This window comes from Virgibacillus ihumii (genome assembly GCF_902726655.1).
In the GTDB taxonomy this organism is placed as follows: domain Bacteria; phylum Bacillota; class Bacilli; order Bacillales; family Amphibacillaceae; genus Lentibacillus; species Lentibacillus ihumii.
Genome location: NZ_CACVAN010000001.1, coordinates 549,294 through 562,057, shown reverse-complemented (window position 1 = coordinate 562,057; position 12,764 = coordinate 549,294). Strand labels below are relative to the sequence as shown.

General features: G+C 41.4%; 13 protein-coding genes. 3 read left to right on the top strand and 10 right to left on the bottom strand.

The window, feature by feature from the left end; genetic code table 11:
• Positions 1–14 precede the first annotated feature (14 nt).
• Together sdaAA and sdaAB are read right to left on the bottom strand one after the other, a co-directional pair.
• Positions 15–890, bottom strand: a complete 876-nt coding sequence (sdaAA, locus tag HUX68_RS02740) for an L-serine ammonia-lyase, iron-sulfur-dependent, subunit alpha (protein WP_174613243.1) — start codon at positions 888–890, stop codon at positions 15–17.
• 67 nt (positions 891–957) lie between these two features.
• The gene (gene sdaAB, locus HUX68_RS02735) at positions 958–1,620 is read right to left on the bottom strand and encodes an L-serine ammonia-lyase, iron-sulfur-dependent subunit beta (protein WP_174613241.1); all 663 of its coding nucleotides are present in this window, start codon (positions 1,618–1,620) and stop codon (positions 958–960) included.
• 169 nt (positions 1,621–1,789) lie between these two features.
• Between sdaAB and HUX68_RS02730 the strand changes: the two genes are divergently transcribed.
• Positions 1,790–3,112, top strand: coding sequence for a DUF2252 domain-containing protein (locus HUX68_RS02730; protein WP_174613239.1), 1,323 nt, complete (start codon positions 1,790–1,792; stop codon positions 3,110–3,112).
• A gap of 369 nt (positions 3,113–3,481) precedes the next feature.
• On the top strand, positions 3,482–4,765 hold the full coding sequence (locus tag HUX68_RS02725) for an NCS2 family permease (protein WP_174613238.1): 1,284 nt from the start codon (positions 3,482–3,484) through the stop codon (positions 4,763–4,765).
• Positions 4,766–4,913: 148 nt separating this feature from the next.
• On the opposite strand, the gene HUX68_RS02720 is transcribed toward HUX68_RS02725, so the two are convergent.
• Complete coding sequence (locus HUX68_RS02720) at positions 4,914–6,575, bottom strand: DAK2 domain-containing protein (RefSeq protein ID WP_174613236.1); 1,662 nt, start codon at positions 6,573–6,575, stop codon at positions 4,914–4,916.
• Positions 6,576–6,610: 35 nt separating this feature from the next.
• Positions 6,611–6,973 (bottom strand): Asp23/Gls24 family envelope stress response protein, encoded by a 363-nt coding sequence (locus HUX68_RS02715; RefSeq protein ID WP_174613234.1) that lies wholly within the window; start codon positions 6,971–6,973, stop codon positions 6,611–6,613.
• Between the two features lie 234 nt (positions 6,974–7,207).
• Here HUX68_RS02715 and rpmB point away from each other — a divergent pair, with 234 nt between their 5' ends.
• Positions 7,208–7,396: a 50S ribosomal protein L28 gene (gene rpmB / locus HUX68_RS02710; RefSeq protein WP_174613232.1), complete on the top strand. Its 189-nt coding sequence runs from the start codon at positions 7,208–7,210 to the stop codon at positions 7,394–7,396.
• 185 nt (positions 7,397–7,581) lie between these two features.
• Here rpmB and spoVM read toward each other — a convergent pair whose 3' ends face one another.
• Genes spoVM through HUX68_RS02680 form a run of 6 tightly spaced genes read right to left on the bottom strand, consistent with a single transcriptional unit; the run spans position 7,582 to position 12,666 of the window.
• Positions 7,582–7,665, bottom strand: a complete 84-nt coding sequence (gene spoVM / locus HUX68_RS02705) for a stage V sporulation protein SpoVM (RefSeq protein WP_164670369.1) — start codon at positions 7,663–7,665, stop codon at positions 7,582–7,584.
• A gap of 31 nt (positions 7,666–7,696) precedes the next feature.
• A complete protein-coding gene (locus tag HUX68_RS02700) occupies positions 7,697–8,365 on the bottom strand; it encodes a thiamine diphosphokinase (protein ID WP_174613230.1) in 669 nt (222 codons plus the stop codon).
• Positions 8,365–9,027 (bottom strand): ribulose-phosphate 3-epimerase, encoded by a 663-nt coding sequence (rpe, locus tag HUX68_RS02695; RefSeq protein WP_174613228.1) that lies wholly within the window; start codon positions 9,025–9,027, stop codon positions 8,365–8,367. The genes HUX68_RS02700 and rpe overlap by 1 nt, the downstream gene beginning before the upstream one ends.
• Before the next feature lies 1 nt (position 9,028).
• Positions 9,029–9,901, bottom strand: coding sequence for a ribosome small subunit-dependent GTPase A (rsgA, locus tag HUX68_RS02690; RefSeq protein ID WP_174613226.1), 873 nt, complete (start codon positions 9,899–9,901; stop codon positions 9,029–9,031).
• Positions 9,902–11,914: a Stk1 family PASTA domain-containing Ser/Thr kinase gene (pknB, locus tag HUX68_RS02685; RefSeq protein ID WP_174613224.1), complete on the bottom strand. Its 2,013-nt coding sequence runs from the start codon at positions 11,912–11,914 to the stop codon at positions 9,902–9,904. It abuts the gene before it with no gap.
• A complete protein-coding gene (locus HUX68_RS02680; protein ID WP_174613222.1) occupies positions 11,914–12,666 on the bottom strand; it encodes a Stp1/IreP family PP2C-type Ser/Thr phosphatase in 753 nt (250 codons plus the stop codon). Before HUX68_RS02680 ends, pknB begins: the two co-directional genes overlap by 1 nt.
• Positions 12,667–12,764: the final 98 nt, after the last annotated feature.

Sequence of the window (12,764 nt, the reverse complement as noted above, 5' to 3'; positions counted from 1 at the left end):
TTTCATCACTCTTTCTAAATAGACATCCCAAAGATTTTTTCTTTCAGCAGGCGTCCCGTTGGTGTATCTGCAAGTCCGCCTTCACCCGTTTCACGCAAACTGGATGGCATCTGTTTACCGATTCTGTACATTGCACCAATCACTTCATCACATGGAATTCTGCTAGTAACTCCGGCCAGCGCCATATCAGCAGACACAATCGCAAGTGATGATCCACCTGCATTTCGTTTCACACAAGGCACTTCAACAAGCCCGGCAACAGGATCACAGACCAGACCAAGCATATTTTTCAGTGTCATGGCGAACGCTTCAGCAGACTGCTGGGGACTTCCACCGGCCATTTCCACTATTGCTGCGGAGGCCATCGCTCCAGCTGAACCAACTTCTGCCTGACAACCTCCTGCAGCACCGGAGATAAACGAATTATTCGCAACAACAAACCCAAATGCGCCGGAAGTGAATAAATAACGAACCATTTGTTCGTGAGTCGGATTCAGCTGATTCTTCACGGCAAATAACGTCCCGGGAACACAGCCGGCGCTACCGGCTGTTGGCGTTGCGCAAATAGTACCCATTGCCGCATTCACTTCATTCGTGCCCATCGCTTTACTCACCGCGTCCATCATTAAGTTGCCGGACAGCGGCTTCTTTTCCTTCATATAGTTTTGGATAAGGACGGCATCCCCGCCAGTTAAACCGGTGACCGACTGCACACCTTTCAGACTGTCTTCCACAGCCTGCTCCATGACATCGAGATTCTTCTCCATGTCAGCGAAGACCTCTTCACGCGATTTTTCTTTAACATCCATCTCCTGACGAATCATAACTTCTGATATCAATATATCTTCTTTTTCAGCCATTTCGACTAATTCCGCAACCGTACGAAACATGTAAAAACTCCTCTCCTGATGCATTATAACATCCCTGTTTATCAAAGCGCTGTCATTTAAAACAGCGTCAGGAAACTATTTTGGAAATCTGGATGATGTGATCGGCATTCTCTAATTCTTTTAAAATAGAGTCCTCCACATTCTGATCAACTTCAATAATCATCAGTGCTTCCTTGCCCACATCCTTCCGATTCACTTCCATGTGGCCGATATTAATTTCATATTTTGCAAGAATTTTTGTCACCGAAGCAATGGCGCCGAAACGATCATTATGCATGATAAGGATCGCCGGATGATTCCCCGATAGCCGGAGTTCAAAGCCATTCAACTCAGTAATTTCAATTTTCCCGCCGCCAATGGAAATACCAACCAATTCGAGCTGATCCTCGGCATCACCGATAATCAACCGTACTGTATTTGGATGATTGGTACCTGAACTGTCTTCAATAAACTCGATATCAATATGTTTTTCCTCAGCAGTTTCAAGAGCCTTACTCATCCTTGGATCATCCGTTTCATATCCAAGAAGTCCACCCATCAAAGCAAAGTCTGTTCCATGACCTTTATATGTTTTCGCAAAAGATTCATATAAATGGATCCGTGCCCATTTCGGTTCTTTTCCAAATAAATTCCGTGCAGCCTTTCCGATACGTGCTGCACCAGCTGTATGTGAACTTGATGGTCCAATCATAACCGGACCGATTATATCAAACACCGAATTATACTTCACGTCCCAACACCACCACTTATCAATTTTATTTACACGCTATGCTTTATTATAACAAATCCTTTAGCGGGAATCATACTATTGACAAATATCTTCGCTTTACCATCACTAGTTCGTTCATTTATCATGGTACTGTTTCCTTATGAATGCTAATTTGAAGGAGGAAGTTATAATGGCTCGACAACTGACTGACCAAATCGTTAAAGTAAGAGAAAAATTGCGAATGGAAACGATTAGTACTGTTCTTGATGAGTTTGATGGAAATATGCTCCATCTCGATATCGATAAACGCAAGCGTAAATACACTAAAATGTTGAACAGTGCTTTCCAATTTTATCGGGGAAGTGCATTTTTATTCTATTATGACGTAACAAATATGCCCTTGGCGTATCATACTCCGGCAGATAAGCCTACATGGCTGCAGGGTGATCTTCACTTCGAAAATTTCGGTGCATTTAAAAACAGGGAAGGACACATTGTATATGACACAAACGATTTTGACGAAGGTTACTTTGGTTCATACATTTATGATGTGCTCCGAATGGCCGTCAGCATAGCACTATACAGTGAAGAACTGAAATTTGACGAAAAAGCGCAATATGAATTGATCAAAACGTATTTGGAGATGTACTATTCACAACTTAAGGAATTTGCCACAAATGGCGAACAGCCGGATACCTTGAATTTTGACGAAACAAATACGAAAGGACCTGTTTTAAAGGTCGTCCAGGAATTGCCAGGAAGGGAGTCCAATGAAGTATTAAATGCGATTACGACGATTAATGGCAGTGACCGAAAATTCCGGGACATGGACGGACTCGTGCATTTATCAGGTGACGAACGAGCCGAATTGGAAGCTAACTGGCATGAATATATAAATTCGATAGAACCGGAAAACAAACAGCCCGACGAATTTTATCAAATTAAAGATGTGGTAAAAAAAATCGGGGCAGGAACCGGATCAATCGGTCTGGTTCGTTACTATATTCTGGTTGAAGGTGACACGAAAGGTGATCTTGGCGACATTGTGCTTGAAGCTAAAGAAGCACGCATGCCGGCTGCAAAGCATTTCTTCCCATATGATGAGCTGTTTTCGGATAATCCGTTTCATCAGGGAAAACGCGTTATCACCGCTCAAAAAGCAATGCAATATTTGCAGGACCCGTACCTTGGCTACTTTACGATAGGCGACCATCATTTTTATGTGCGCGAAAACTCACCGTATGATGAAGGTGTTGACCCACATGATCTGACCACGATGGAAAATATGAAAGAAACAGTGGCAATGATGGGAAGAGTTACCGCCAAAGCACATGCCCGTGCGGATGAACTAATTCTGACCCACCAAAGTGAAGAAGAGATTATCAAAGCGATCGGCAATGAATATGATGGCTTTATTTCGCAAATGATTGCAGCTACTGTCTATTATAAAAAACAGGTCAACGAAGATTTTAACTTATTCATTCAATGGTGCCGGAAAAACTATGATATGTAATATAGAGAGGATGAGACAAATCAAAAAGTGCAATTCAAAAAACGAACAATTATAGAGACTAGCGGAGGAAATATACGTAGACTCCTGCGGGGGACAGGCCTAGATGAGACCCCGCAGTGCGCAAGCACGAGGAGGGCTCAACAGCTGCCCGCGGAAAGCGAAGTATATTTCCGGAGCGGTTGAGTCCACCATTTAATTCGTTTTTTCTTTTGATAAATCACTTTTTGTCCCAGCCCCATCTTATTAATGACAATTCAAATACAATTTCAATTGGATTGACTTTCGAACGCCAGATATCTATAATAATCAATTGTGGATTATGTACGTATAATCGGGCGGGAGAGGGACAGCTAAATATGAGGAGATAACATGCCTTATAACAACAATAACGGTAAGATACAAACTGCCGGAAATTGGCGTACGGAAATTATCGCCGGGTTGGTTGGATATCTTACAACGGTTTATATTGTTGCTGTAAATGGATCTATTCTCAGTGAAACAGGAATATCACTTGAAAGTGGAATGATTGCAACGATACTGGCAAGTTTTGCAGGGTCAGTACTGATGGGGATTTTCGCCAGACTGCCGTTAATTTTAATTCCCGGAATGGGAATCAATGCATTATTTGCTTATTCCATTGTGGAAGGTACCGGGCTATCATTTCAGGAAGCATTGGCTGTCATTTTGGTTGCCTCGCTTTTGTTTTTGATAACAGCATTCACAAAGCTGGGAACCGTATTAAAACAGGCAATACCGGAATCATTAAAACATGCGATTACAGTCGGACTCGGCTTTTTCCTGATTTTGATTGGACTCGAAAAAAGCGGTCTGATCGTCAGGGGAGAACAAACGATTGTTGCAATTGGCGACTTCACATCGCCTGTATTTATTGTCAGTTTGCTCACATTATTTCTCGCGATATTCCTATTCATGAAAAATATACCGGCAAACTTTCTGGTTACCATGATTGCAGGAACTATTCTCGCCTATTTGTCTGGCATACTGGATACAGCAAGAAGTTCCATCAGCATTAATGCGGAAGAAATGCTGTTCATTCCTTTGTTTACAGCAGTAAGTGAACTGGAATTTTGGCTGGCTGTTTTCCCACTGACCGTTATTCTTGTATTTGAGAATATGGGTCTATTGCACGGACAGCTTCACATGCTTAATCGTGACAACAGCTATAACAAGGCGTACAAGGCAACAGCATTTTCATCATTGATGTGTGCATTTTTTGGAACATCACCAACTGTTTCAGCGGCAGAAAATGCAGCTGTATTGACGTCCAATGGCAAAACCGGAAAAGCTGCTGTTACAGCGGGACTGTTGTTTTTGGGAACACTGTTTATCATTCCATGGATTTCCATGATACCAGACACTGCAATCAGTCCCATACTAATTATTGTTGGTGTCTTAATGGCTCAGAATATCCGACATGTACCATTGGATGATATGTCGGAAGCAATGCCTGCATTTCTGATTGTAGCCATGATACCATTCACTTATAGTATTGCTGATGGGATGGCATTCGGATTTATCGCATATCCGATAGTTAAATTGGCTTTAAGCAAACAAAAGGAACTGTCACCAGTATTACTTATTATATCTGCTTTGTTCCTATTGCATTTTGTGATGAAAATAATAGGAGTTTAGGTAAAGTCTAAATGCAATATTTTAGAAAACTATGCAGTTACAAAAGGATTTTATGCTTTAAAAAATCCCGTACCACCTTGTTGAGTGATACGGGATTTTTTGCCGCTGCGCACAGATCATAATTTTCAAAACGGTATACTTAAGTCAATTACTCCACAGAGAAAATAAATGAATAAATTGGCTGGTTTCCTTTGTGCAGTTCAACCTCAATATCTTCATACTTTTCTTCCACATATTTCACAATAGCATCTACTTCATCATCACTTGCTTCTTCTCCCTGCAAAATCGTCAGGATTTCATCGTCTTCCAAAATCATTTCATTAAGTAATGACTTTACTGTTTCCAACTTATCTTGGTTGGATGAGGTTATTTTCCCGTCAGCAATGCCCATGAAATGGCCTTTCTCAATCGTTATGCCATCAATCTGTGTATCACGGACGGCATATGTAACTTGTCCGGTTTTAACTTGCGCACCTGCGTCATCCATCGCTGTCTTATTTTCCTTTATATCGGCCTCAGGATGGAATGCCAGCATTGCACTGATCCCTTGTGGAATTGTTTTGGTTGTAATTACTTCAGCATTTACTTCTGCCAATTCTGCTGCCTGCTCAGCCGCCATAACAATATTTTTATTGTTTGGCAGAATAATCACGTTTTTGGCATTAGCTTTTTCAATAGCAGTCGCGATATCTTGTGTACTGGGATTCATCGTCTGTCCGCCTTCAATAACAACTGATGCACCAAGACTTTCAAATAACGTTTTAAGACCGGAGCCCATCGCAACTGTTACAATTCCGTATTCAGCCTGTTCTGTTGACACAGCCTTCTTATCTTTCCCAACAATTGCTGTATGCTGTTCACGCATGTTTTCGATTTTCATATTAATCAGACTTCCATAACGCTGACCTAATGTCATCACTTGACCGGGATACTCAGCATGCACATGAATTTTAGCAATTTCATCGTCTGCAACAACAAGCAAAGAATCACCGTGTTTGCTCAGTTCATTGCGAAATGCTTCTTCGTCAAATGGATTTTTACTTAGTTTCTCATTCTCAAACTTGACCATAAATTCGGTACAATATCCAAATTCAATTTCCGAAGTATCCATGAAATCCTGGGCAATTTTATGGTGTTCCGCATTTACCATTTCTTCCATTTCAGCATCATCGGTTTGCCGTTCCGGTAATTTTTCGCCTTTCAGTGACGCCAGAAAACCTTCATAAATGGTCACAAGACCTTGTCCACCCGAATCAACGACCCCAACTTCCTTTAATACCGGCAGTAAATCCGGTGTCCGCTGCAACGAGAGTTTCGCTTCCTTGACTACTTTTTCCATTAAAGCGATTACATCTTCTTCTCTTTTCGATTCCTCAACAGCGGCGGCAGCTGCGTCTTTAGCAACTGTCAAAATGGTACCTTCAACAGGCTTCATTACAGCTTTATAAGCAGTTGATACACCACTTTCAAAGGCTTTCGCCAAATCCTCCGTTGTTAACGTTTGTTTGGAATCCATACCTCTGGCAAACCCGCGGAATAATTGCGACAAAATCACGCCGGAATTCCCGCGTGCCCCCATTAAAAGTCCCTTTGCAAAAGCATTGGATACTTTTGATATATCATCACTGTCAACATTTTTTACTTCATTTGCTCCAGATGTCATCGATAAATTCATATTTGTTCCGGTATCACCATCCGGCACCGGAAAAACATTTAATGCATCGATTTTCTGAGCGTTATTCGTTAAATGGTGTGCTCCCGAGAGTACCATTTTTGCAAAAGTTTCGCCATTCAACGCTTTTAACGTCACAACACTTCCTCCTCCATAACTGCAATAGGCAGCATTTATTCTGCTGCCACCCGAACACCCTGAATATAAATATTAACTGAGTCAATCGACAGCCCCAGTGATTTATGCAGGGTATATTTTACTTGTGATTGAACATTGTGTGCCACTTCAGAAATTTTAGTTCCATAACTTACAATTATATACATGTCAATATGAAGATGATTTTCTTCCTGTCGTACTATGATTCCCCGTGAAAAATTTTCTTTCCTGAGGATCTCTGCCAGCCCATCCCGAATTTGGCTTTTTGATGCCATACCAACAATTCCGTAACATTCAATGGCAGCTCCACCAGCTATAGTGGCTATCACTTCATTTGTGATAGTTACCTGACCGTCATTTGTATTAAGTTCAATGGACATTATAATCCTCCTTTAATACCCTATCATTATAAGGGTATTTTACTACAAGCAACACTAATTTAAAAGTATTGTAAATCTCATCCTAACTGACCCATTATAACAATGGATGATTTCAATCATTCTGTCAAGTGATTTTTCTTTGCATTCTATTTTCCGGTAAATATTGCAATATGCCAACACTTATGGTAAATTGGATAAGTATGATGACACATGTGAAGAGTAGGAGGGATTACCATGGCTAGAAAATGTGTTGTAACTGGACGTAAAACTCGCACTGGAAACAAACGTTCTCACGCTATGAATTCCAACAAGCGTAATTGGAAAGCTAATGTGCAGAAAGTTCGTATTATGGTAGACGGCAAGCCGAAACGTGTTTACGTATCTGCTCGCGCCTTGAAATCAGGTAAAGTAGAGCGCGTATAATATATCTGACGTACAACTTTATCATTAGTCTGTGTAAGCAAAAGCATCCGGTTCTCCCGGATGCTTTTTTACAATCTATATGATCTGACGTAGACTGTGTACTGTAACGTTATGGATTGATTGGATGCCTGCAGCTAACCAAAAAATGAGCTTTTGCCAATTGATATGACAAAAGCCGGATTTACTTATTTATCCTTTTTAAAAGTACCGATAACAACCCGGACAAATCCGCCGATAAATCGTGGGAGTTTAATAGTATAAAATTTCATGAGTTCTCCGCCTCCTCCATTCAAACAAAGCTCACCTTGGAATCGCATTAAATTCAGCATCACGACTCTTTATTACTAATAGTATGCCTGCCTCGAATGAAAAAGTACCACTTTTTGAAAGAAGCTTGTTCGATATACACAGGGTTGACCCCCATGACACAGTTTCATCGGCCAATGGATAATAAAATCCGCTGAGTGTCAAACCCTTTATTTCCGGTGTGAACGGCAGAAAAGAAATATTAGGAAATGCACTGTGATGGAAAATGGAATGTTTTCCCGGTTCAGCCAATTCCAGCAGATTCTGTCTATCGGCAATAATGCCGCGAATATTGCGTTTGAGCAGTTGATACAAAAGCTGCATATTGACCATCGCATGATCCAGACGGCCCCCGGTTACTCCAAACAAATAAATACAGTCCGGATTCAGATCATATGCTTGCCATAACGCAATTTCCAAATCCGTCTGATCTTTTTCAACCGGATATTCCAAAAATGCGTCGGAATTTCGTTCAATTCGCTCTCTTTCCATTTCGGTTATGGAGTCAAAATCTCCTGCCGCAAATACAGGGCGGAGATTATTCTCTATAATGGTCAATGCTCCACGGTCAGCACCAATCCATACATCTACACTGTCCTGAAAGTCCTGGAGGCTGGGAATATGTTCTAATGGACCATTTCCAACGATTCCGACTGATACCATTAATATTTCCCTTTGGCTGCAGTCAATATTTCATCCATAGCCCGTTTTCGGTCCGATTTTTTAAAAACGGCACTGCCAGCTACCAAAACATCCGCTCCGGCATCTGTGCACAAATTTGCGGTTTCGGTATTGACACCGCCATCAACCTCAATTTCATACGATAAATCCAGTTCGTTGCGCCATTCGGCTATTTTCTTTATTTTTTCTACCGCCTGATGGATAAATGATTGGCCGCCAAATCCCGGATTCACCGTCATAATTAATACCAAATCCACCTCATGCAATACTTCTTTTATCATCTCCGCCGGAGTTGCCGGATTTAGAACAACGCCCGGCTTCGCTCCGCTTTTTTTAATCAGCTGCAGGGTACGGTGTAAGTGAACACAAGCCTCCTGGTGCACGGTGATGATGGATGCTCCTGCTTCAGCAAATTGTGGTATGAATTCATCTGGATTATCAATCATTAAGTGCACATCCAAAGGCAATTTTGTTTTCGGTTTAATTGCTTCAACAATTAATGGACCAATTGTGATATTGGGAACAAAATGTCCATCCATTACATCTACATGGATATAATCGGCTCCTCCCTGTTCCACATCCTGAATTTCCTTGCCCAAATCAGCAAAATTTGCTGATAGGATGGAAGGTGCTATTTTTGTCATATCAATACCTCGGCTTTCGTTCTTTTATTTCGTTCAAAAAACTTATATAATGCTCATATCTGAATGAAGATAATTCCCCGCGCTCAACCGCCAGTTTCACTTCACATTTTGGTTCCTTATGATGTAGACAGCCGCGGAATTTACATTCGTGTTTTCTGCTCCGTAATTCCGGAAAGCATTCATCAAGATCAGCGGCAGCAATCCCATCAAAATTAAGCGAACTGAAACCGGGTGTATCTGCGACCAGACCATTTCCCGCTTCAACAAGTTCAACATGTCTGGTTGTATGTTTCCCCCTGCCCAAACTCATGGAAATATCATCAGTCTTCAATGCCAGTTCAGGATTGATGGCATTCAGAAATGAGGACTTTCCTACACCAGACTGACCGGCTATGACTGAAACATTACCGGAAAAATATTGATGCATATGCGTCAAATCCTCCGATTCTTTTGCGGTCAGTAATTCCACTGTATAGCCTGTTTTTTTGTACGTCTCCAAATGATTGATTATATCTGCCCGTTGAGCATCCGGGATTAAATCTTCTTTGGTCACAAAGATAATTGGCTTAATTTCCTTTGATTCAATCAATACCAGAAACCGGTCCAGCAACAGCGGGTTAAAATCAGGCATGATGGCAGAACTGACAATAATCGCTTGATCAATATTCGCGACCGGTGGGCGTATGAGACTGTTTTGTCTTGGTTTAACTTCCAAAATATATGCTTCATCCTGGTCAAATTCGACAAAATCACCAACAAGCGGAGTGATTTTTTTCTTCCGGAACACACCCCTGCTTTTGCATTCAATTATTTCATCGCCGGACTTCACATAGTAAAATCCGCTTATTGCCTTAATTATTCTGCCAGATGCCATTCATTCACCTTCCTCATATGGAACTGATTCGTTAATAATAATATCGTCACCGCGTATAACTTTATATTCCGCTGCACTGTCCGGTGCAATAGTTAATGTAATGGAATACTTTTTATCCTTTGTAATGGTATCTTCCTTGAACACTTCCGAAATTGAATGACTTTTATCACCAATATATATTTTAACATTTTGCTCTACAGGCTTTTTCGGGTTCTCCGGCTCCTGTTCTGGCTCGTATGGAACCTTGAATTCGACTGTATGGTTTCTGGGCGGCAAGTCCTCCGGGCCAAGCGAGATGTACACATCGACTGTATCACCTTCATCAAGTTCGGTATATGGTTCAGGATCCTGCTTAATAACTTCGCCTTCCGGAGTATCCTCGGAATGCTGCTCGATAATATTCGCCTTAAGCCCCTGTTCATTCAATGTTTCAATTGCTTCTTTTTTCGTCATTCCTTCCAGGTTGTAAACTGAAATCAGATCTGGTCCGATGCTTGATTCAAATATTACTGTTGTTTCACCGGGAACAACCTTAGAGCCTGGTGAAGGCTGAATTTGCGTAACTATTTGCCCGACCGGTTCATTGGAATACGCATCATACGATATTACTTCCTTATATTTATCTTCAAGCAGTTGTTTAATTTGACTGAAATCTTTACCAACATAATCTTCAAACGTAACTTTTTCCTTACCTTGACTGACGATAACAGATACAGTAGACTCCTCTTTCACCGTACTGTCAGCCCCTGGATTGGTACCAATTACATTCCCGTCTTCAATTTCATTGGAATATCTCTCTTTCCGTTCAGTTTGTAAATTCAATTCGTGGAGCTCAGCAACAGCCTCTTCATACTCCATCTCCGCCACATTCGGGATAACAACATCCTGAGGCTGCAGATAATTTGCGTAGACATAATAAGAACCGGCGCCCAAAAGTAATAAAAAGATTAAAATACTTATCGTAATTATCCATTTCTTTTTCCGTTTGGGCCTTCCTTTGTTCTTTTTCTTTCCCTTTGTCTTTTTCTTATCATTGCCATCAAAGGATGCCGTATTTGTATTGTCTTCTGGTTTATTAGCGATTGTTTCATCGCTTTCGTCCGAATTGACGGCTGTATCCGTAATAATCGGAATCGCCTTTGTTTCTTCTCCTTCTTCATCTGGCGGGCTGAATTTCTCCTCATTCATCCTGTCCGAATCAAGTGCAGTGTCCAGGCTGTCCTCCATATCATATACAGTTTCAAAACGGTGAAATGGATCTTTGGCGGTTGCCTTTAAAACAATATTTTCAACACTCTGCGGGAGATCCGGATTAAAACGTTTTACGGATGGTGTATCGCTTTGCAAATGCTTTAAGGCAATGGATACGGGTGTTTCACCAAAAAACGGAAGCCTTCCTGTCAGCAGCTCAAACAACACGATGCCAAGCGAATAAACATCTGACTTTTTCGTTGCCATCCCTCCGCGTGCCTGTTCCGGGGATAAATAATGAACGGATCCCATTACGGAGTTGGTTTGTGTCAAAGCAGTAGCACTCATGGCCATTGCGATTCCAAAATCGGTTACTTTCACCTGGCCATAAGTATCAATCAAAATATTTTGCGGCTTGATATCCCGATGAACGATTCCATTGGCATGTGCATGTGCAATCGCAGAGGTAATCTGTTTCATAATATCCAACGATTCCTCTATATTAATCGGACCGTAACGCTGTATGTATTCTTTCAAGGTCATGCCGTCAACATACTCCATGACCATATAAAGTATGTCAGCTTCCTCACCCACATCATAAATATTTACAATATTCGGGTGTGATAAGCTTGTTGCCGCCTTTGCCTCTCTGTCAAACCGTGCAATAAATTCTTCATCATGTGCATATTCCAGACGCAAAACCTTTATTGCCACTTCCCGATCAAGGATAATATCATTACCTAGATATACGTTGGCCATCCCGCCGCCGCCAATTGTTTCTATAATCTTGTAACGTTCATTTAACAGGTGACCATTCAACACTAGGAATCACCCTCTTTCCCGGGCAAATCATGATATAGCAATACAAGTGAAATATTATCCTCTCCACCCCGCTCATTTGCCAAATCAATCATTCTGTTCCCGGTTTCCTGTACATCATCAACCTGAAGAAACTCCTGGAGTTCATCATCGTTCACCTTGTCCGTCAAACCATCAGAACATAAGAGAAGTTTATTACCTTGTTCCAAACAAACTGTCCGGATATCCGGTTCGAGATGATTTTCTGTTCCCAATGCTTTCAATACAACATTTTTTCTCGGATGGTACTGCGCATCATCCTTGGAAATTTCACCGGACTGCACCAATGCATTTACAAATGAGTGATCCTCTGTTACCTGCTTAAACCCGCCGTCATTCAGAAGATAGCACCTGCTGTCACCGATATGTGCGATTGTAGTAAAATCTTTAATACAAGCCACACCTACGATTGTCGTTCCCATTCCATAACATTCTTCATGGTTTAACGCATGTTCATAAACAGAATTGTTAATGCTCGTTATCGATTCTGACAGCCATTTTTCCACTTCATCCGGTGAGGCAAGTTCGTTGGAATCCTCCCATTTTTCCTTCATAAGCCGTGTTGCCATTTGACTAGCTACATCCCCGGCCTGATGTCCGCCCATCCCATCAGCTATGACAGCAAGTAATTGTCCGGATGAATTATAAAAAATGCCGCCGGAATCTTCATTGTGCTTTCTTACCTGGCCAGTATGCGTCAAAAATTGCCCTTGCATAAGATCACCCCTTTTTTAGCAGATAAGAAAGTTTACATACTTTCTTACTGCATAAGTGCAACTAAGGCATTCGCCTAAAGGCGTGGCAAATCCCAAGT